At 34.1% G+C, this 19,822-nt stretch carries 22 protein-coding genes, 1 other RNA gene and 1 pseudogene; 7 read left to right on the top strand and 17 right to left on the bottom strand.

Annotated features, from left to right (window positions below; translation table 11 throughout):
• The first annotated feature begins 9 nt into the window (after positions 1 to 9).
• The 6 genes and pseudogenes from R0F62_RS00315 (at position 10) to R0F62_RS06700 (ending at position 5,606) form a co-directional block, all read left to right on the top strand.
• Positions 10 to 618: an SCO family protein gene (locus R0F62_RS00315; RefSeq protein WP_274979153.1), complete on the top strand. Its 609-nt coding sequence runs from the start codon at positions 10 to 12 to the stop codon at positions 616 to 618.
• A 30-nt stretch (positions 619 to 648) separates the two neighbouring features.
• The gene (locus R0F62_RS00310; RefSeq protein WP_010962369.1) at positions 649 to 909 is read left to right on the top strand and encodes a hypothetical protein; all 261 of its coding nucleotides are present in this window, start codon (positions 649 to 651) and stop codon (positions 907 to 909) included.
• Between the two features lie 299 nt (positions 910 to 1,208).
• A complete protein-coding gene (locus R0F62_RS00305; RefSeq protein ID WP_010962370.1) occupies positions 1,209 to 1,331 on the top strand; it encodes a hypothetical protein in 123 nt (40 codons plus the stop codon).
• Positions 1,332 to 1,426: 95 nt separating this feature from the next.
• Positions 1,427 to 3,814, top strand: a complete 2,388-nt coding sequence (gene gyrB, locus R0F62_RS00300; RefSeq protein ID WP_274979152.1) for a DNA topoisomerase (ATP-hydrolyzing) subunit B — start codon at positions 1,427 to 1,429, stop codon at positions 3,812 to 3,814.
• A 93-nt stretch (positions 3,815 to 3,907) separates the two neighbouring features.
• A complete protein-coding gene (locus R0F62_RS00295) occupies positions 3,908 to 4,165 on the top strand; it encodes a hypothetical protein (protein ID WP_274979151.1) in 258 nt (85 codons plus the stop codon).
• Between the two features lie 346 nt (positions 4,166 to 4,511).
• Positions 4,512 to 5,606: pseudogene (locus R0F62_RS06700) on the top strand (IS3 family transposase).
• A 122-nt stretch (positions 5,607 to 5,728) separates the two neighbouring features.
• Here R0F62_RS06700 and R0F62_RS00280 read toward each other — a convergent pair.
• The 17 genes from R0F62_RS00280 to R0F62_RS00200 form a co-directional block, all read right to left on the bottom strand.
• Complete coding sequence (locus R0F62_RS00280; RefSeq protein ID WP_317051328.1) at positions 5,729 to 7,057, bottom strand: IS4-like element ISWen1 family transposase; 1,329 nt, start codon at positions 7,055 to 7,057, stop codon at positions 5,729 to 5,731.
• A 178-nt stretch (positions 7,058 to 7,235) separates the two neighbouring features.
• Positions 7,236 to 8,516, bottom strand: a complete 1,281-nt coding sequence (ispG, locus tag R0F62_RS00275) for a flavodoxin-dependent (E)-4-hydroxy-3-methylbut-2-enyl-diphosphate synthase (RefSeq protein WP_070356735.1) — start codon at positions 8,514 to 8,516, stop codon at positions 7,236 to 7,238.
• 25 nt (positions 8,517 to 8,541) lie between these two features.
• Positions 8,542 to 9,162: a TRP75-related protein gene (locus tag R0F62_RS00270; protein WP_070356736.1), complete on the bottom strand. Its 621-nt coding sequence runs from the start codon at positions 9,160 to 9,162 to the stop codon at positions 8,542 to 8,544.
• Between the two features lie 197 nt (positions 9,163 to 9,359).
• A complete protein-coding gene (locus R0F62_RS00265; protein ID WP_095742623.1) occupies positions 9,360 to 9,905 on the bottom strand; it encodes a hypothetical protein in 546 nt (181 codons plus the stop codon).
• Positions 9,906 to 10,060: 155 nt separating this feature from the next.
• Positions 10,061 to 12,175, bottom strand: a complete 2,115-nt coding sequence (locus tag R0F62_RS00260; RefSeq protein WP_010962378.1) for an FtsK/SpoIIIE family DNA translocase — start codon at positions 12,173 to 12,175, stop codon at positions 10,061 to 10,063.
• Complete coding sequence (locus tag R0F62_RS00255) at positions 12,176 to 12,454, bottom strand: YggT family protein (RefSeq protein ID WP_006279515.1); 279 nt, start codon at positions 12,452 to 12,454, stop codon at positions 12,176 to 12,178. It abuts the gene before it with no gap.
• Positions 12,455 to 12,625: 171 nt separating this feature from the next.
• Positions 12,626 to 12,901: a type II toxin-antitoxin system RelE family toxin gene (locus R0F62_RS00250; RefSeq protein ID WP_007550684.1), complete on the bottom strand. Its 276-nt coding sequence runs from the start codon at positions 12,899 to 12,901 to the stop codon at positions 12,626 to 12,628.
• Positions 12,892 to 13,113 carry a hypothetical protein gene (locus R0F62_RS00245; protein ID WP_006279415.1) on the bottom strand — a complete coding sequence of 74 codons (222 nt, stop codon included), beginning with the start codon at positions 13,111 to 13,113 and terminating at the stop codon, positions 12,892 to 12,894. Before R0F62_RS00245 ends, R0F62_RS00250 begins: the two co-directional genes overlap by 10 nt.
• Positions 13,114 to 13,196: 83 nt before the next feature.
• Entirely contained in the window at positions 13,197 to 13,508 is a 312-nt protein-coding gene (locus R0F62_RS00240; protein WP_010962380.1) for a type II toxin-antitoxin system RelE family toxin, read from the bottom strand.
• A complete protein-coding gene (locus tag R0F62_RS00235) occupies positions 13,489 to 13,710 on the bottom strand; it encodes a hypothetical protein (protein ID WP_095742622.1) in 222 nt (73 codons plus the stop codon). The genes R0F62_RS00240 and R0F62_RS00235 overlap by 20 nt, the downstream gene beginning before the upstream one ends.
• A gap of 98 nt (positions 13,711 to 13,808) precedes the next feature.
• Entirely contained in the window at positions 13,809 to 14,015 is a 207-nt protein-coding gene (locus tag R0F62_RS00230) for a type II toxin-antitoxin system RelE family toxin (RefSeq protein WP_231115925.1), read from the bottom strand.
• A 67-nt stretch (positions 14,016 to 14,082) separates the two neighbouring features.
• On the bottom strand, positions 14,083 to 14,301 hold the full coding sequence (locus tag R0F62_RS00225) for a hypothetical protein (RefSeq protein ID WP_006279413.1): 219 nt from the start codon (positions 14,299 to 14,301) through the stop codon (positions 14,083 to 14,085).
• A 200-nt stretch (positions 14,302 to 14,501) separates the two neighbouring features.
• The gene (locus R0F62_RS00220; RefSeq protein WP_006279412.1) at positions 14,502 to 14,939 is read right to left on the bottom strand and encodes a ClpXP protease specificity-enhancing factor SspB; all 438 of its coding nucleotides are present in this window, start codon (positions 14,937 to 14,939) and stop codon (positions 14,502 to 14,504) included.
• Between the two features lie 21 nt (positions 14,940 to 14,960).
• Positions 14,961 to 15,300: a transfer-messenger RNA gene (ssrA, locus tag R0F62_RS00215) on the bottom strand.
• Between the two features lie 124 nt (positions 15,301 to 15,424).
• The gene (locus R0F62_RS00210; RefSeq protein WP_010962383.1) at positions 15,425 to 16,015 is read right to left on the bottom strand and encodes a CvpA family protein; all 591 of its coding nucleotides are present in this window, start codon (positions 16,013 to 16,015) and stop codon (positions 15,425 to 15,427) included.
• A gap of 57 nt (positions 16,016 to 16,072) precedes the next feature.
• Entirely contained in the window at positions 16,073 to 16,669 is a 597-nt protein-coding gene (locus R0F62_RS00205; protein ID WP_010082169.1) for a riboflavin synthase, read from the bottom strand.
• Positions 16,670 to 16,850: 181 nt separating this feature from the next.
• Positions 16,851 to 18,581 (bottom strand): hypothetical protein, encoded by a 1,731-nt coding sequence (locus R0F62_RS00200; RefSeq protein WP_138264796.1) that lies wholly within the window; start codon positions 18,579 to 18,581, stop codon positions 16,851 to 16,853.
• A gap of 146 nt (positions 18,582 to 18,727) precedes the next feature.
• On the opposite strand from R0F62_RS00200, the gene pheS reads away from it, so the two are divergent.
• Positions 18,728 to 19,771: a phenylalanine--tRNA ligase subunit alpha gene (pheS, locus tag R0F62_RS00195; RefSeq protein ID WP_010082249.1), complete on the top strand. Its 1,044-nt coding sequence runs from the start codon at positions 18,728 to 18,730 to the stop codon at positions 19,769 to 19,771.
• Positions 19,772 to 19,822: the final 51 nt, after the last annotated feature.

Genomic DNA, 19,822 nt, shown 5'->3' with positions numbered 1-19,822 from the left:
AGCATTCTAATGGTAAGGTTTATAAGATTATTATCTAATGTGCTAGCAGCATTAGCAGTTGTTTTTTTAGGTTATTGTTGTTTCACTAAAAAAGGCATATTTGCCCCAGCAGCGATTCACAACGCAGAAGTTAAGATAGGCGGAGATTTTTCTTTAATTAATCAGGACGGACAGATCTTGCGCAGTAGTGATTTTAAAGATAAATACATGATGATTTTCTTTGGGTTTTCCTCATGCAAAAGAATTTGCCCTATGAACCTTGGAATAATTTCAGAAACACTTGCAAAGTTAGATGAGAAAACTAACAACAAGCTACAAACATTCTTCATCACAGTCGATCCTGAGCGCGATAGCACGGAAAGACTTAAAGAATTTCAGCAGCAATTTGACCACAGAATACAAATGTTAACTGGTGAAAGAGAAAAAATAGACGAAGTAATTGCAAAGTATAAAGTATATGCTAGCAAAGTTGGTGGAGAAGAAGAAATCAACCATTCTTCAATAATGTACCTTATTGGCCCTGGAGGAAAATATGTTACACACTTTGCAGCTGATTTAAATTCAGACAAAAGTCAATCTGATAAGATTTTGGCTGAGATAAGAAAATACGTAAACTGAATTATAGATTTTTCTGTTAATTAGTCGAGCATGCAACTGCATGAGCATTATGATTTGAGAGCAATCTCCATGGGAAGACACACACAACTGTACGAACGTTGTAGTTTGGGAGCAATTCCCACCAGTGGGGTGTCATCCCAGTGCCCAGACACTGGGATCCAGCTTCTATGCAACTTAATTAAAAACGTTTGTTTTAGCGTAAGACAACTACCTTTAGCTCATCAGCTCAGTTATAAGCAAAATTTCTGGATTCCAGTGGGCTTTGTTGCATCGCTACTTATGAAAGGCTAACTATAGTTAGGATTATAAGTAACCTATTGAAAATCTTGTTTTTTTGCAATCAATCTGATCAAATTTAAGAATAGTAATTTATTATTTACATTAATAAATTTAATTCTATTGAAAATAGCTAAAGCATTGAAATTCTTGAATTTTAGCCGGATTAGTGAGTGGTAGTGAAATTTCTTTTACTCAAATTTAGGTATTCACTGACCGTTCTTGTTATAAATACCAGAATAATAAGCTACTGATATTCTCCATCTTTTTTATCTTTAATCCATCATAGCTAGCGATGCAACAAAGCCATTCCAGTGTCAAGCACTGGAATGACATCATCTGTTGTGCAATTTACCTTCAAAAATGAATGTTCGTACAGTTATGGAAGACACATTGGAATGACACTATTTGCTGTCTTCAAAAATAAACATTCGTAAAGTTGTGCTTTTAATATGGGTTATCAGTTTAAAAATGTTGCTAATCAGCATATATGAATGTAATATTAATTAACATTCATAAACGAAGCAATACCATGGAAAATAGTTATAATGCCGATGCAATAAAAATCTTAAGGGGTCTTGATGCTGTAAGGAAACGTCCAGGTATGTACATTGGTGACACTGACGATGGATCTGGCTTGCACCACATGGTATATGAGGTTGTTGATAACGCAATAGATGAATCTTTAGCTGGGTATTGTGATAAAATTGAAGTTAGCATAAATAAAGATGGTTCAGTATCAGTAACCGACAATGGTCGTGGCATTCCAACTGACATTCATGAAGAAGAAGGAATATCAGCAGCAGAGGTAATAATGACTCAACTCCATGCTGGTGGTAAATTTGACAGCAATACCTATAAAGTTTCTGGGGGATTACATGGTGTTGGAATCTCAGTTGTGAATGCATTATCAAGCTGGTTGGAATTAATTATTTGGCGCAATAAGAAAGAACACTTTATGCGTTTTGAAGATGGTGAGTCTATTGAACCTTTAAAGGTAGTCAACGAAAATACAAACAAAAGAGGAACTAAAGTCACGTTCATGCCATCAACAGAGACTTTTAATGGCATTAATTTCAGTTACTCAACGCTTGAAAGTCGTATAAGAGAATTAGCATTTTTAAATTCAAATATCGACATTACTTTACGTGATCTGCGCAATGAACCATATACAGAATCTCATTTCAATCAGAGCAATCAATCTAAAGACAATTTTGGTACAGCAAATTTTGTGCAGTATTTAGATAAGAATAAGACACATGTAACTAAAATTGCCAGTATGAAAGGAGATGCAGAAGATCTTGGCATCAGCTTGGAAATATCGATGGAATGGAATGATTCCTACTATGAGAATATGTTGTGTTTCACTAATAATATACGGCAACGAGATGGTGGTACGCATTTGGCAGGATTTAGATCTGCACTAACTAGATGTATCAATACCTATGCAACTAATGAAGGGTTTTTAAAGAAAGCAAAAGTAAATTTAACTGGAGAGGACGTTAGAGAAGGTTTAACTTGTGTTTTATCTCTTAAGATGCCTGATCCTAAGTTTTCTTCACAAACAAAAGATAAACTAGTTAGTTCTGAAGCACGTGCAGTTGTAGAAAGTATAGTTTCTGATAAATTGAGCACAATCCTTGAAACTGATCCCAAATTGGCAGCAAGCATAGTAGAAAGAGCAATCAGGTCAGCAAAAGGAAGAGAAGCTGCAAGAAAAGCGCGCGAGCTAGTTAAAAGCAAAAACAATATTGATATTGCAACTCTGCCAGGAAAGCTTGCTGATTGTCAGGAAAAAGCTCCTGAGTTATCGGAATTATTTATAGTAGAGGGTAATTCAGCAGGTGGTACTGCAAAGCAGGGGCGTAATCGTAAAACACAAGCAGTGCTTGCCTTAAGAGGAAAAATTCTAAACGTAGAACGTGTAAGTTTAGATCGTATTTTTTCATCTGCAGAAATAGGCTCTTTAATTACTGCAATTGGTGCTGGAATAGGGAGTGAACACTTCGATATTGAAAAAGCTAGATATCATAAAATTATCATCATGACAGATGCAGATGTTGATGGTTCACATATAAGAACTTTGATTCTAACTTTCTTTTTTAGACATATGCGTGAAGTTATTGAAAAAGGTTACTTATACATAGCACAGCCACCCCTCTATAAAGTTACAAAGAATGCCAAAGACACTTATATTAAAGATGACGAAACTTTTGAAGAGTATATAATAAACTCAGCAGTTAAAGGATTAACACTAAGTGGTACAGCTACAGAATTTAACAACTTGCGCCTTATTTTGAATAAATGCGTTAGCACTTCTAATATTAGCAAAAATTATGATAGAGAAATACCACAAAATCTCTTAGAGTCATTGCTAATTTTAAGTAAAAAGAATGCTCTATCATCGGCTGATGAGATATTAAAGTATTTGAAGTTAATGTACAGCGAATACACTTGGGAAGTGGAAATAAAAGATGAAGAAAAAGAAATTCATATCTCTAAATTGTTTCAAGGATTGGCAGACAAATATATATTTGCACTTAGTATGCTTGAAGGCAAAGATATGCAAAACATATTAAGTTTGCTTGATGGTATAAGTAATTTATTTAATGGTGATTCATTTTTAAAGTCACAAGAAACTGAAATAAGAATCACTTCTCCAAGTACGCTTGCAAAAATAATAATGGACTATGGTAAAAAAGGTTTAACTCTGCAGAGATTTAAAGGTCTTGGTGAAATGAATGCTGATCAGCTATGGGATACTACGTTAAATCCTGAGGCTAGAACTTTATTAAAGGTTGAAATAAAAGATTGTGAAGAAGCTGATTCCATATTTTCAATATTAATGGGTGATATAGTTGAACCACGCCGTGATTTTATTAATAGCAATGCACTTAATGTGCATGATGTTGATATTTGAACTTTTAGCAAAATGTACGAACGTTACGGGTTTAAGCAAAGACTGTGTCATTCAAGTAGCTGACACTGGTTCCTTTATAACGGTGTCATTCCAGTGCTTGACACTGGAATCCAGGTTGCTCACAAGCAAACTAGCATAGAAAGTGGTTACAACGGTTTCGATGAGATTGCAGAAAGGCTGGATTCCAGTGTCAAGCACTGGAATGAAAGCAGTCCTACGTCATGCCGCGATTCATTCGCGGTATCTCTAGATCCCGCTAACAAGCAGCGGGATGGCGGTTGTCAGGGTGTCATCCCACTACCTTCTCCTGTCATCCCAGTGCCTCCCTCCCCTGTCATCCAAGTAGCTTGACACTTGTATCTTTATGATGTGAGGCATTAGAGCTAAAATACCTCACAGGGAGGGTGAAGCTGATGCAACGCTAATGCCATTAAGGCCGAATCCCAGATTTTGCTTCCCTCCCATAGAGTTATAGCTCTTCTCATAATAATCCCAATAAGGTAAGAATGGATTTATGGTAGAGGGGTTTGTATGCCAGCAGCGTATAGTTACGACTTAAGGAAAAAAGCAATGGAAGCAATGGAAGCATTGGATGAAGGAGAAAGTAGAGCAACTGTTGCCAAGTGACCTTATCCAGAAAAAGTGGAGAGAAAGAAAAGAGTTTTTTTGGGTAAAATAAAATTTTGGAGGATTAGAAATGGCAAGAGAATATACGGCAGAGTTCAAATTGGAAGCTGTTAAGCTGGCAAATGAACAAAGAAAGGTAGGTCAAACAATTACAAAAACAGCAAAGGATTTAGGAATAAAGGGTGGTTTATTAGGAAAATGGATAAAGAAACACAACGAAAAAAAGTCGGCAGCAGATGCATTTCCAGGTAGAGGTAACATGGCTCCTTACGACAAAGAGAGGTTTGATTTACAAAGAGAGTTAGCAAGAGTAACAAGGGAAAGAGACATTTAAAAAAAAGCCCTGGCCAGTCAAAAAGAGTAAAATATTTTTTTATATAGTAACTGCTATAAAGTACAGGAATTATGTAGGATTTTCTGCTAGTGGCTACTATAAGTGGACCACAAGAAAAATAAGCAGTAGAGAATCAGCAAATAAAGAGCTACTCGCAGCTATTCAAAAAATATATCAAGTTTCTAAATGTAGATATGGAGCTCCTAAAATTCATGCTGAATTGAAGGCTTTGGGTAAAAGTTGCAACTTAAAAACAGTGCAAAGTATTATGCAGAAAAATGGTATTCAGGCTATATTGAGAAGAAAATTTAAAATTAAGAAACAACAAACGGACAGTAGCTCCCAATATATTAGACCAAAACTTTATTGTCGATCAACCAAATAAAGTATGGGATTACTTATATAAAAACCAAAGAAGGATGGCTATATTTGGCAACAATAATCGATCTATATTCACGCATGGTAGTTAATGAGCAGTTCAATAAATAAACAATTGGTTATGGACTCTTTATTAATGGCCGTTAACAAGCGTAAACCTGCCAAAAATCTACTATTACATAGTGATCAAGGTTCACAATATACTTCGCAAGGTTATCAATATCTCTTATCCATAAAAAACATAGATGAGTTATAAAGGTTGTTGTTACGACAATTCTGTTGTGGAAAGCTTCTTCAGTTCTCTAAAAAGGGAGTTACCAATAGACACCTCTCGGCACTCTAAACAGCATATCAAAACTGCTATATTTGAATATATAGAAATTTTTTATAACAAACAACGTCACTATTAACTATTGCATTCCTGAGCATTTTGATTCATCATTCTCTTTGTGAAAAACATTCCAAACTTTCTCTCCACTTTTTCTGGGTAAGGTCAGTCAAACCTCCATTTTTTTTATATCAATTTATTACTTTTTTTTCGGTTTGACACACTTTTTTGAACCATACGCGTCAAGTTAAGAGATTGTAAGTAAATTCAGGGAAGTTAAGGTAGATACTCTAGTTTTTCTGTACTTGTCTTTTAATGAAAATCGAGACCAAGTTATGGTAAGCTTTTTAAGAAAAACTTTCAAACTATTAACTTTATTCTTTAGTGCTAAAAATAACTCTATAACCCGCCTTTTTAGCTCAATAAATGCCTTTGTTAAGCTAAGTTCTGTATTCTTTTTCACTTCTGTGCAACCAACTATGCCGTGAAATATAAGAATTGCGCACAATTTAGCATATAGTTCACATAATACTCTGCATGGCTTTCCTTTTAGCTTATCAAGTCTGATATGGCTTTTATACAATTTAAATAATAACTCAATTTGCCACCTTACTCTGTAAATCGTTAATACTTGCTCAGCACTAATTTTATTTTCTGGAACATTAGTTATAAATATTGACCAGTTCAACAATTTTTGATTTCTTTTAGAGGATGTATATCCCTGCGATCTTGCTAATCTATTAGCTTTCCTTCTTCTGGCCATAGACTGTTCTTCAGTTAGTTTCTGACATATAATTCTTACTCTAATTTTTGCTTCTTTTCCTAACAATACCTCGTTTTCTAAAAATAACTTATCCTCTAAACATTCTAATAACTCCATTTTTTGATTTGTTTCTACATCATATATGTTGGTATCGGATTTATAACGACTTATGAAATAAGCTCCTATTTCATTGATTTGTTTAAAAGAACTTGGCACAAAATAACCGAGATCAGATATTAGCAAATCATTGCTTAATATATTACTTAAATGTTTCCTATATCCCTGGTCTGATCTTACTCCCTCCGTTAAATTAAGTTGGTCTATTATCTGATTCATGTAGTCGAAAACTAATTGTAACTTTATTCCAGACTTAGTATTGCTTTCATAGCCACTGTAGCTAGTACCATAACCTTTATACATCTCTTCCATACTGTTAGGTAGAGTAATATAGCTACTGTCCAATAATTTAACACTATTAAATTGCTGTAAGATTTTGCAATCAACTTGCAAGATATTTTTGAAGAGAAGCACAGATTCATTATACATCCTTTTCATAAATTCCACTGCTTCTTCAGTAAATCTAAAATCCAAACCTTGTTTTGTTATATCTATCGAGTCCTCGTTTAGTAATTGACACATTGTTTCTACGCTACAATTATCAACCCCTATATTACCCAAGACCATGGCTTTTACGAACGATGAACCTTTTAGCTTTCTCTTTCTTTTTATAAACCTTGTTGTAATTGAGATTTTGTCTGCTTTTTCATTAAAAAATTCTTTGAGCTTTCTTGATAAGCTAGTTATTTTATTCATTGGTTCTCTCACTAAAAGTATTTCTGGGAGAACTTATACCTTATTATTCTATCTCTTTCATACCTTTATTTCCTTAACTTGACGCGTATGCTTTTTTGAACATTCCCAACGAAAAAAGAAAAACAAGGTTTAATTTTCTTTTTTATTTGCGATTTATCTATTAATTAACCGTGAAAGGTTACGTGTAATGCTTCTTCACATAATTATCAATAATTGCCTTAAATTCTTCAGAGACATTATCACCTTGTAAAGTTTTGAAATATTTGCCGTTTTTGTAGACTGCTGAAACAGGTTTTTCTCCATATCCAGGTAAGCTGATTCCCAAATTTGCGTGTTTGCTTTCTCCAGGACCATTTACTATGCATCCCATAACAGCAATGTTCATATGCTCTACACCTGGATTTTTTTTCTTCCACATCGGCATATGAGTTTTTATATAGCCATTCACCTCTTCAGTTAATATACGAAAACGATCGCTACTCGTGCGCCCACAACCAGGACATGAATTAACCTGAGGGTTAAAGTGTCGCAAGCCTATAGACTGCAATATTTCCTGACACACCACCACTTCATTAGTACGCGATTCACCAGGACGTTGAGTCAAAGAAGCCCGTATTGTATCTCCAATGCCATTTTGCAATAAATAAGTAAGCCCTGCTGCGGTATTTACCACACCTTTATTGCCCATACCAGCCTCAGTTAAACCCAAATGCAGCGCATAATTGGAAGATTTTGCAAGTGCCATATAAACTAAAATTAAATCTTGTACTTTGCTAACTTTACATGAAATGATTATTTTGTTTGAATTTAGACCAATTTCTTCAGCTTTTTTTGCACTATCAAGAGCAGACATTACAAGTGCTTTGCGCAGTATAACATCAGAAGGCCTTGAATTACTAAGCGAAGAGTTTTCATCCATCAATTTTTGCAAAAGGTATTTATCAAGACTACCCCAATTTACCCCAATTCTAACCGGAAGATCGTGCATTATTGCATACTCTATCACCCTTTCAAACTTCTCATCACGTTTGTCGCCAAAGCCTATATTGCCTGGATTGATTCTAATTTTACCCAGCATTTTGATGTTGTCTGGATAATCTTGAACTAATTTATCTAGCTCATATTGACCGCAGCCTACCAATATTTTACCGTCAAAACCTTCTTTATTTATCTCTTCTACTATATAAGGTATTGCTCTTGCTACCTCCTCTGAGTTCAAGGCAATTCGCACCAATTCTGAACCTGTACGCGCTAGTTCTGTTATCTCTTTTGCATAATGTTTTGCGCTACTTTTTATATTATCAGCATCTATATGCACGCCAAGCGCCATAGATTGTACAACTACAGGATTATTTCCGCCTATCTTTACTTTTCCAACTTCTACAACATGAGTTTTGTGCCTGGAAATCTGCGATAATTCATATGTATTATCATTCAATATCAGGTCTTTATCTAGCATATTATTAATGGCCAATATTGTGATACTATTTTACTGTGTCAGCTACACTGCCAAATGAACTTGAACCATTCAAACTATAAGCATCTACGTTATCCAAATTAGCAATAGAATCATGTGAGCACGTTCTTCTTGATGGAGTTTCTTTTATAGTGACATTTATAGGAGAAACTTTCTTTTCTCGTGTTGAAGTAACTTTCTTCTCTTCTTGTTGTTCACTTTCATGCTGCTTATTTTCATACTGGAAAACTGACTCTTGATCTATAAATACAGCACCCCTTAAACGTGCGATATTAATACCATGCTGATTTATCATAGTGCTCTCTTCATCGTCGACTATGCAAGCTTCCATGTCATTTGGCTCATTATCAAGACTAGCAATTTTTTTCTCTTTTAATTTTTTGATTAGATCTTCTTTATTTATAGCTCGATCTTGTAATTTTTTTTTCTTGAGCAATTCCCTACGCTTCTCATACAGTTTATATGACTCAGCAAAATCCTCATCTGTATGAAAGTTTGCACCACCAGGGTTACCAGGAGGTATGTATCTCTTACTGAGCTTAGATTTAGCTTCAGCACTATGCACAGTAAAAAAGCTAGAAACCAAAAACATTAATATAAATAAAATTTTAGAAAAAACCCTAAGCATATGGTGCTATAGTAAATATCGTGTTTTAAAAGATAGCAATTAACAAACTTTAAGTAAACCAGAATCTTTACTAACTTTACAATACAAATATTTTTCTAAAAAGTGATATGTTTGCTATCAAAAAAACCTACGCAGACTAAGAGAAGAGTAAGGTGTTACAAGTTGCGTAACACCTTTTCAAGAAAAGTGTTATGCAGCTATATGTTTGCAACTTTTAAGTTATTCTGTAGTTTTTCAGTACCATCGGTAGTATCTACATTATTAAGTTTTGCGTCTGGCGTATCTTTAGATAAGTCGTTTTTTTTCTCTTTATCAAGCTTAACTCCCTGATAGATACAGAATGCAACAAAACTAGTTATTGCTATTGCGGCAACAGCACTGACTATGATACAAATTGCCATTATTTTTTGTTGATCTGCTACTGCCTCTGCAAGTGTTTCCACTTTTTCTTGCAGGCCGTTTAAGTGCTCTTGCATAGCTTGAAACTGCTTAGTACCAATCTTGTCTTCTAATGCACTAAAAACTTTTTCAAACTGCTCAACATCTATCTTTTGAGCTTCTTGCCATTCTTTTAATGCACTAAATACCTCTTCAAACTGTTTAGCATCTATCTTTTGAGCTTCTTGCCATTCTTTTAATGCACCAAAAACTTTTTCAAACTGCTCAGCATCAATTTGTTGACTTTCCTGCAATGCTGTTATATCTGACTCATCAAAGCCAAGTACCCATTTAGTTATACCCATTTTTAACCCCCTAGTTAATTAATATATTATAATTTTACATTCCAAATGTTTAAATTATTATTAAATCAATTGTCATTATGTATTGATCTTTTAATAATTTCGTTTGACTTGCTTTTTGAAAGTGCGAAAACTTAAATTAAGGTATTACAAGATTGTTATTCAACCAATATCTCTCTTTTCCCTGAGTAATTTGGAGCGCTGACAATACCTTCCTTTTCCATTCTTTCAACGATGTTTGCTGCTCTGTTATAGCCTATTCTAAGCTGCCTTTGAATGTAACTGGTTGAAACTTTTTGATCTCTTTGAATGATGGCCACTGCTTGGTTATAGAGGTCATTTTCTTCATCCTCCGTTTCATCGTGTGACTCTGTAGAAGAATTTTCATCTTCTTTAGTGATTTCCTCCATGTAGTTTGGCTCACCTTGCATTTTCAGATGATCAACTATATCTTGCACCTCATTATCACTTACAAATGGGCCGTGAACTCGAATGATCTTACCACCAGAGGCCATATAGAGCATGTCACCCATGCCGAGCAATTGTTCAGCCCCTTGTTCGCCAAGTATTGTACGGCTATCTATCTTAGAAGTAACAGCAAAACTGATTCTCGTTGGAAAGTTCGCCTTTATCACACCTGTGATCACATCCACAGATGGGCGTTGTGTTGCCATTATGATGTGTATTCCTGCAGCACGAGCCATCTGAGCTAAGCGTTGAATAGAGCACTCTATTTCTTTGCCGGCAACAAGCATCAAATCTGCCATTTCATCCACGATCACTACAATATACGGAAATGTTTCCATCTTGATTGGTATTTTTTCAAACAGAGGTTTGCCTGTTGTTGAGTTAAAGCCAATCTGCACAACGCGCTCCAATTCTATTCCACTATTCATCGCTTCTGTGATTCTTTGGTTATAGTTTATTACATTGCGCACATTTAAATAGGACATCATGCGATAGCGATTTTCCATTTCTTTCACTATCCACTTAAGAGCGACTACAGCCTTTTTTGGCTCTGTTACCACTGGCGTTATTAGATGCGGTATTGCATCATATATTGAAAGCTCAAGCATTTTTGGGTCGATCATTATCATCTTACATTCATCAGGACTTAATCGATAAACGAGTGAAAGAATCATAGTGTTAATCGCAACTGATTTACCAGACCCTGTGGTTCCAGCAACGAGCAAGTGGGGCATTTTAGTTAGATCTGCAATAACTGGTTTTCCACTTATTTCTTTGCCAAGCGCAATTGGGAGATTTAAGTTTGCATTTTGGTATTCTGGGGATTCAAGCAAATCACGCAGCATTACAATTTCCCGTTCCTTGTTCGGCAACTCTATTCCCATAGCATTTTGCCCACGAATTATTGAAATACGTGCAGAGAGTGCACTCATCGAACGTGCAATGTCATCTGCAAGGCCAATTACTCTTGCAGATTTCGTGCCAGCTTGTGGTTCAAGTTTGTACAAAGTCACAACCGGCCCATAGCATACACTGATAATTTTTCCTTGCACGCCAAAATCACTCAGGACTTGTTCCAGCAGAGATAAATTTTTATTGCTCTCCATTTCATTTAGCTGTTTTCTCTGCAAAGACTCTTCTGCTTTAGAAAGTAAATGGATACTTGGAAACTTAAACTCACTTAAAACCTCCTCGGTAGCTTTTTTCTGTCTTTCTTTTGGTTGTTGTTTAGTAGTGATTTTAGTTCTATGTTTTTCTTCTACTACTAATGGTGCAATTGAATACTCAGTAGTTTTATGTGATCTGAAGAATGGAACATTTACAAATAAGCAAGCTATTTTTTTACATAAGAAGAATAGAGAGTAAATTGTTCTCTTCCAACCAACAGATCCTACAAGACCTATTGATGTTACTATCACAAATATATAAAACGGGCAGTTATTAATTAGTGCATTCCCTATTATTCCACTGTGTCTGTACCTTGCAGTGATGCCTAGCGAAAGTTGTGGTAGTATAGCACATATCCCTAAATTGATTAATATTAAATAGAGAATTTTTAGCAGCCTTTTTGATGGCCTGAAGATCAACAAGTAAACTATGGTTGTAGCTATTGTAACACTAGTTAATCCAAGAAATTGAACCAATATATCAGCTAAATATGAACTTACTATTCCACCTAAATTTGTCACTTCCTCATTTGTAGCTGTGTTTAAGGAAGGATCTTTATAGTTATAGCTAAAAACTGATATATATATATATATTAAAAGGGATAGATATATTGCTGATTTTAGATATTTTTTTAACATCTACCTAAAGTAGTAAGCTACTGTATATTTTACAAAGTGAATTGTTATTAGCAATATCATTATAGATAAATCTAATCCGTTGAACGGTGGTATATATCTTCTAATAATCTTTAGTGGTGGATATGTCAATTGGTTCAAGATGTGCATTATGCTACTGACAGTTTCATTATATATGTTCACCATATTAAGTTTAACCAGCCAGTTTAGGACAACCCAACATATTAGAATGAAGCTATAAAGATCAAGTAACGTATTGAGTAGATATATGATTGGATGCATACATATCTATTACACGAAAGTTATATAAAAGACAAGTATTTAGCCTTTTCAAACTCAAAATGTTGTTTTTGCTGAACCAAAAAAAACTTCATTTTTTGAGCTGCGCAAAGCCACCTAAAGTAGAGAATGGACAAGGAAGGAGGGGTGTATAATATATATTAATGTTGATATTTATTTCTTATAAATATCATCTCTATGTCCTATCTCTGTGATAGTTACTATATGATCTAATTGATTTACTCTGTAAATTACACGATAGTCACCAACTCTTAGCCTTCTACATCCTTTTAAGTTATGATGTAGTGGTTCACCAAAATTTATTGGGTCAACTGTAAGACGTTCTTTTATAGCCTTTTGAACTCTTAGCCTTATTATCTTTGGAAGGTTTGGTAAATCTTTTTCAACAACACTCTTTAGAGACTTAACCTTGTAACGCTCTAATCCCACTTAATATCTTCAAAATCAACTGTTTCTGCACCTTCAACATCACGCTCATCAGAAATTTTAGATACTAAAAAATCCTCCATTTCAAGCTCAACTGCTTCTCTAAATAGTTTTCCTGCTAATTCTTGAACGGGCTGTTTAGTAAATTCAGATAATTCAGCAAGATGCTTTAAAGTTTCTTCGCTAAGAGCTATGTTAATGCCTGAATTTGCCATATGTTTTACCAAAGCCCACTAATAATTATACAACATTTTTTTTAATTTTTCAATAAAGAAAGGAATGGTGTATAAAAATATATTTAATGTTTCAGTAGGTCCAATATTGCCTGCTTGTAAATATTGTCCCTGTGTCCTATTGAAACAATAATTACTATACGTTTTACAGTATTTACACGGTAGACAATACGATAATCATCAGCAACTTTTATTCTTCTATGTTCCTTTAATCTCTTGCGTAGCAACACACCGTTACCAATAGGATCAGTCTCAAGATACTCTTTTATTGCATCTTTAATACTTGGCTTTACATCTTCCGGCAAGGAAGGCAAATTTCTTTTAAGAACATGCTTTAGATATTTAATGGTGTATTGCTTATTTCCAGATGTCTTCACTATCCTCTACTTCTTCTGCATCATCAGAATTTAACTCCCTAATAATTTTGGAAAATGCAATATCTTCCGCTTCAAGTTCGATTGCTTCCTTGACTAGCTTTTCTGTTAATTTTTGAACAGACTGCTTGGTGGCTCTAGCTAGTTCAACAAGATGCTGCGAAGTTTCTGGGTTGAAAGTTACACTAACTTTTGAATTTACCATCAGTTTTACCAAAGTCTACTACTATAGCTATTTTACAACATTTTTTTTAATTTTTCAATAAAGGAAGGAGGGCTGTATAAAAATATATTTAATGTTTATCAAGTAGCCTTCTCATAAATGGTGTCTCTATGTCCTGCTGTAGCAACAAATACCTTATGTTTTGCAATATTTACAGTATAAATAATTCGATAATCACTAACCCTTATTCTTCTATACCCTTTTAGCCTGCCACGTAATGGTTTACCAAATTTAATTGGATCAGTTGTAAGCCGCTCGTTTATCGCTTTTGTAATCCTTGATCTTATTGTTTTTGGAAGATTTAGAAAATCTCTTTCAGTAAAGTTTTTTGAGTAGACAATATCGTATTTCAGTTTATGTCCTCTCCCTTTCAGATAGTACTGTATTCCAGTCTACATCCTCACATTCCTTAATAGTTTTATATAACGCAATATCTTCTACTTCGCACTCGATTCCTTCGATGACTAACCTTTTTGCTAGTTCTTGAACGGATTCCTTGGTGATTTCAGCTAACTTAGTAAGGTTATGTGAAGTTTTTGGGTCAAAAGTTATACTAATTCCTGAATCTGTCATATGTTTTACCAAAGTCTACTAATAATTATACAACATTTTTCTGAATTTTTCAATAAAGGAAGTTGATGATATGTAAGAAAAATTTTGCCACCTGCGTTAATAAATAATTAAAGATTTAGCATATTTATCTACCCTCTATTCTATTACTTAAGTTAGACCACTTTTTTCTATTAATATTTTTTGTTTATAAAGATGAGCAGTTACTCATCACGCAGTTGATCTATGGATATAATACTACCGTTTGATAGTTTTTCAGTACATTTTTCACTTTTGTATTCTTTATCAGAGTCGATACTGATTTTGTCAAATATTAAAACATCTCCTGAAATTTTATCACGAAACTCACTAATAGCAAAAAACGGTATAGTAATTCGCTCTTGTTTTCCTTGAAAACTCAAGCTGACGCTAAATTTATCCTCAGAAACTTTTAAATCATAGAATTGATGCTGTAATATAATAAGCATTTGAGTAGGGTATGACTTTTTCAAACGATCTGGCATGGTCACACCATTAAAATATGTGAAAAATAATATTTCTAAGTGAGGGATAAAACCATTACCTGATATAACATCTAAAGTCTTTTTGATAACTTGAAACTTAGCAGAATTAAGCAGTTTTTTGTAATCTGTTTGCTCCATATAACTTTCACATACGTAAATTTTGGGGAACTTCTGTTACCCGGCGTTCCCTGAACCGTGCTTATAGCAATGAAGTTATAGTGCTTAAATTAAGCAGCTATTGCGTCGACATTGTCTTCAGCAGCAAAATTATCGTTTGCATTTAAATTATGAACTCTTAGCGGTGGTGTCTAACCGAGCAAAGCTACCATCTTTACTATGCATGTCGATCCTTATTCGTCCCCATATAAATTAAAAAACATGGTGGAGACGCCGAGTACTGCCCTCGGGTCCAATACACCTATTACAAGGTAATTTTATTGCTATAGTACACAAAATGTACATAGCTATTATATAGCAACATTAAATAAATGTCAAGATATTAGGACCTTAAGTTGATTTATTGCTAAAACAAAATTAATATTTCCAGTAAAAAATTCTGTGCTCTTAACCTGACACATATGGCTTTTTGAATACTCCCAATGAAAATATTTATAAATAAATATTTACTCTTCTTTTTTATTGTTTTTAGGTTTTTCTTGATCAACCATTTCTCCACCGATCTCTTTTATTTTTAGTATCAACGACTCTGGTACATACATGTCAATTACTTCTTCTGCTGTCACAAATAAAGCCTGATAAGAGTGTGAATTTATTATCCAATTAGGCAATATGTCTTCTGCTTCTATTTTATACTCTCCCTCTTTTTTGTCATATACTGTGTAGCAATATAAGTGCACAGCAAAAAATAATACATAAGAGAGCAATATTCCTTTAAGCACTCCGAGAAAGATTCCAGTAACTCTATCGATAAACCCCAACCTTATGGGTGATAATATGTACATTAGCCAGTTATTTATTATCATGAATATAAGATTAAGTATAATAAATACAGAGATTGTAGAAAGTATGTTTAGTGTAACTTTAGAATCAAAATATTTACTATAATTTGGAGCGAAAAAATCATAGTGATTAGCTGTCAGAAAGACCGATAAAAATAGAAACATTAGTGCGCATAGCTCTTTTATAAAGCCTCTAGTTACCGAGATTATTACGCATAGAACAACAATGAAGATAATTAGGCTATCGAAAAGCATGTTTTATATCTATATGGTTTTCAAGATATAATAGTTGTAAATAACAAGGTTGTAAAATTAATTGTATTTATGCTGCATCAATTGATCTAAATACCTAGCGATCATGTCAATTTCTAAATTCAAATAATCATTTACTTTGTTGTACTGAAAAGTTGTATTTTCCCATGTATAGGGAGTGATATTTACTGTAAATTCCTGATTAATAACTGAATTCACTGTGAGGGAAACCCCATCTAGTGTAACGGAGCTTTTTTTTGCAACAAATTTAATTAATTCTTGTGGGCACGATAGTTTGATTTCATGAGAATCTAAATTTTGATTAATTGTTAAAAATTTTACTATCCCATCAACATGACCCTGAACCAGGTGGCCATCGATCTTATCGCTTAATCTCATTGCTTGTTCGAGATTTATTTTTTTTCCTATTCTCCACGTATTTAAGTTAGCAACCTTCATAGTTTCTTGAGATGCTTGGACTGTAAATGTATCGCTCATTATATCAACAACAGTTAAACACACACCAGAGCAAGCTATTGAATCTCCTTTATTTATAGAGGATAAATTTTGTGTCTTGATATGGAAAATTTGATCAGAGTTGGAGTGAGTGGTAGTATCAGTTATAGTCCCGATATCCGTGATAATTCCTTTAAACATATGGTGAAAATAAATAATTTTACCATGAAAAATTTTTTACAACAACTTATTTCTATTTTGTTATAGTTAAAGTAATTCTGGTTTACCGACAATTTAAAAAACGACAAATTCGTCATCCCGCTACGTGTTAGCGGGATCTAGAGATACCGTGACGGTATGACGTAGGAAAACTGAGCCTGCACTAGCTATAGGCGCGAGAAAGGGGATCGTTTTCACTTACTTGTTCAATAGATTCTATAGAATATTCAGAATATATGAAATAAGCCAAACTCAGAACACATAATGCAGTTAATATTGGTAACCCTATGTTCAATGCTAGCCCAATACTTTCTCTTTTTTCTGGTGGCACTAATCCTTTTAACATTGACACTTTTCCTAACGGAAAATGCCATAAGCAAAGTGTTGATGCAGATGCTACTATTATAAATAGACAAAAATAAGCCTTTTTTGAGGAAAATACAGTTTTTAATGATGATTTGAGTGTAATGTTAGTAGGTGGTAGAGTTTTAGCTTCATTTGTTGCTGGTGAAAGATCTTTAATTGGTAAAGGGTTTGTAGATTTATGAGGAGTATTTTCATGTTGTGGAGAAGGTTGTTGTATATAAACACCTGAAACTAATTTAAGCAATTGCTCTTTTTTTCTATATACTTGTTTTTGTAAATATTCTTTACCTAAAAGTGAGTTACTAAGAGGTTGTGGCCTTTCGAGTATCTGTAATACTTCTGATATCTCGCCTGGCTCTAATATTGCATGTAATTGTTTATCTTGAAAGTAAACAATATTGAATACTGAGCTGAAAATATTGCAAAATGTTTCTGGATCTTGATTTTTGTATCCACTCATCACTTCAATAAATATTTTATCGAGTTTTTTCCCCCTGTGCTCAATTTGGTTATCTATCATAGCTACTCTAGCATCATTTTGTGCTTGTTTTATGGCTAATGGTTTTTCTTTCTCTGATAGTTCTTTGGTCTGCTTTTTTGACTTCTTTTTTCTGTTAGCCTTAAAATACTCTGTGTGCGAAGTAGTTTGACCTACATTCTGTTCTGCTTCTTGAGGTATTGGATTTTCTATACTACCCCCTGTCATCCGAGTAGCTTGACTACTTGGATCCATGTTTCTTTTTTCCTGGTCAAACGCTGGAATAACACCAAATGGTATATTGTTGCTCTGTATAGAAAATTTTGGCAATTGTTGGGAAAAGAATTGTGACGTATTAAAAAAATTGGGTAGACAGAAAAAAGATCTAAACCAGAAAACGTTTTCATGCATTGCAGCAACTACTATCGAAACACGTGTAACTTGTTTTCCATTATTTGTTACATCGAAGCCAAATGAGCCTGTAACTGGTACGATTTGTTTATTTTGTGCATTTTTTTGGTTAGTTTCACTCTGTTCTTTTTTGTCTTCATTTTCAGTTTTTTCTGCATGTTGTAGCTTTTCATTTAGAAATAACTCGATTTGGTACAAGTTGTCCAGGTTAATGTTTTCAACGTCTGTTTGTAGCGTTATCGTTGTGCCCTGCAGAAGGATTTGAGGCGGAGCACTATTTACGAATTCTTCTACAGTTTTATAACTGTTAGTTTTACAGTAGTTATTATATAGTTCACTGCTTTCTTTGGGCACTTTTATGTTGGCTGTAAAATTTTTTTCCCGGGAAAGGCAGATTTTGAAAAAATTAATTAAAGAGTTTATTCGAAATAATCTTATATTAAAGGTGTCTTTATCTGTTGCTGTTAGCTCAAATGAAAATTCTTGTATATTACTTTCAATACTTCTCGAGCGAATAGTACTGATCTTAATTGTTTCGCTAGAAAATGCTTTACTTATGTTTCTGGATTTTTCCTTAAAGAGCTTAGGTAAATCCTCTATTTTATACTTATTCTTAGTTTCAGTATTACTGTTGTGCATAGTTGATACAGCAAATTCATCAACGCAAAGGTAAATAAAAAAGATTAATCAGTCAATAAATTAATAATCAGAATAGGGCAATTTTTCGGATTGTTGATGATATTTAAAATTTCACTATAATGAAAGTTTAAGCCAGCGTTTTTAAGATGAATAAAGAGTTATTAGATGACATACTTTCACTTGAAGATAAAGCAGTTTCCGAAATTGAGAATGCTTCTTCTTTACAAGATTTAGAAAAAGTTAGGCTATCATATTTGGGAAAAAAGGGTGTAATTAAAGCTTATTTTGACAACTTAAAAGAGATAGAAGACGCAGGAAAAAAGCGCAATTTAGGCGAAGTTATCAACGTTTTACGTAATAAGCTAGATCAGCTTATAATGAATAAGGAGAATATACTAAAAGCCGAAGAAGTTAACTTTAAATTGCAGAACGAGGCAGTTGATATCACGTTGTCTGCGAGGCCAGAAAAAATTGGCAAGGTCCATCCACTCAGTAAGGTTCTAAATGAAGTAAAGCTTATTTTTGCACATATGGGTTTTAAGGCAGTTGATGGCCCTGACATTGAAGATGAATTTCATGTATTTGATGCACTGAATACTCCAAGTCATCATCCTGCACGAGAGGAGCAAGATACCTTCTACTTAAAGAATAAAATAGATGATAAAAGAATGGTACTGCGCACTCACACCTCATCTGTACAGATTAGAACCATGGAAAAAACAAAAAAATTCCCAATTAAAATAGTAGCCGCAGGTAGAGTATACAGAAACGACTTTGATGCAACTCACACCCCTATGTTCCATCAAATAGAGGGGTTATATGTCGATGAGAATGTCAATATGGGCCAGTTAAAATTTACTATTCATCACTTCCTTAATAAGTTCTTTGGCGATAAAGGGCTGAAGATACGTTTTCGTAATAGTTTTTTCCCTTTTACCGAGCCTTCTGCGGAAGTGGACATAAGTTATAAAGGTAGTAAATGGATAGAAGTACTGGGATGCGGTATGACGCATCCAAATGTATTTCAAAATGTTGGAATAGACCATACTAAATACAACGGTTTTGCGTTTGGCATTGGTATAGAAAGGCTTGCAATGCTAAAATATCAAATTAGCGACTTGAGGAGCTTTTATGACAACAAAATCAGCTGGCTTGATCATTACGGTTTTCATTTTTCATCTTTAAGATAAGTGATAAGTAAAACTCATACGTTCGTTATACTTGCTTCAGGGAATGGCAGG

It is taken from the genome of Wolbachia endosymbiont of Drosophila aff. chauvacae BK-2020 (assembly GCF_032848195.1).
Classification (GTDB): Bacteria; Pseudomonadota; Alphaproteobacteria; order Rickettsiales; family Anaplasmataceae; genus Wolbachia; species Wolbachia pipientis.
This window is presented reverse-complemented; position numbering and strand designations above follow the sequence as displayed.

What these genes read in the sequence shown, in the direction of transcription:
- R0F62_RS00245 (WP_006279415.1), bottom strand. Translation starts at nt 13,113, where the DNA reads ATGGCAAATTCAGGCATTAACATAGCTCTTAGCGAAGAAACTTTAAAG.
- R0F62_RS00280 (WP_317051328.1), bottom strand. Translation starts at nt 7,057, where the DNA reads ATGAATAAAATAACTAGCTTATCAAGAAAGCTCAAAGAATTTTTTAAT.
- R0F62_RS00270 (WP_070356736.1), bottom strand. Translation starts at nt 9,162, where the DNA reads ATGCTTAGGGTTTTTTCTAAAATTTTATTTATATTAATGTTTTTGGTT.
- R0F62_RS00210 (WP_010962383.1), bottom strand. Translation starts at nt 16,015, where the DNA reads ATGCTTTTCGATAGCCTAATTATCTTCATTGTTGTTCTATGCGTAATA.
- R0F62_RS00265 (WP_095742623.1), bottom strand. Translation starts at nt 9,905, where the DNA reads ATGGGTATAACTAAATGGGTACTTGGCTTTGATGAGTCAGATATAACA.
- R0F62_RS00310 (WP_010962369.1), top strand. Translation starts at nt 649, where the DNA reads ATGCAACTGCATGAGCATTATGATTTGAGAGCAATCTCCATGGGAAGA.
- R0F62_RS00255 (WP_006279515.1), bottom strand. Translation starts at nt 12,454, where the DNA reads ATGCATCCAATCATATATCTACTCAATACGTTACTTGATCTTTATAGC.
- R0F62_RS00205 (WP_010082169.1), bottom strand. Translation starts at nt 16,669, where the DNA reads ATGTTTAAAGGAATTATCACGGATATCGGGACTATAACTGATACTACC.
- R0F62_RS00225 (WP_006279413.1), bottom strand. Translation starts at nt 14,301, where the DNA reads ATGACAGATTCAGGAATTAGTATAACTTTTGACCCAAAAACTTCACAT.
- R0F62_RS00220 (WP_006279412.1), bottom strand. Translation starts at nt 14,939, where the DNA reads ATGGAGCAAACAGATTACAAAAAACTGCTTAATTCTGCTAAGTTTCAA.
- R0F62_RS00315 (WP_274979153.1), top strand. Translation starts at nt 10, where the DNA reads ATGGTAAGGTTTATAAGATTATTATCTAATGTGCTAGCAGCATTAGCA.
- R0F62_RS00235 (WP_095742622.1), bottom strand. Translation starts at nt 13,710, where the DNA reads ATGGTAAATTCAAAAGTTAGTGTAACTTTCAACCCAGAAACTTCGCAG.
- ispG (WP_070356735.1), bottom strand. Translation starts at nt 8,516, where the DNA reads ATGCTAGATAAAGACCTGATATTGAATGATAATACATATGAATTATCG.
- R0F62_RS00200 (WP_138264796.1), bottom strand. Translation starts at nt 18,581, where the DNA reads ATGCACAACAGTAATACTGAAACTAAGAATAAGTATAAAATAGAGGAT.
- gyrB (WP_274979152.1), top strand. Translation starts at nt 1,427, where the DNA reads ATGGAAAATAGTTATAATGCCGATGCAATAAAAATCTTAAGGGGTCTT.
- pheS (WP_010082249.1), top strand. Translation starts at nt 18,728, where the DNA reads ATGAATAAAGAGTTATTAGATGACATACTTTCACTTGAAGATAAAGCA.
- R0F62_RS00260 (WP_010962378.1), bottom strand. Translation starts at nt 12,175, where the DNA reads ATGTTAAAAAAATATCTAAAATCAGCAATATATCTATCCCTTTTAATA.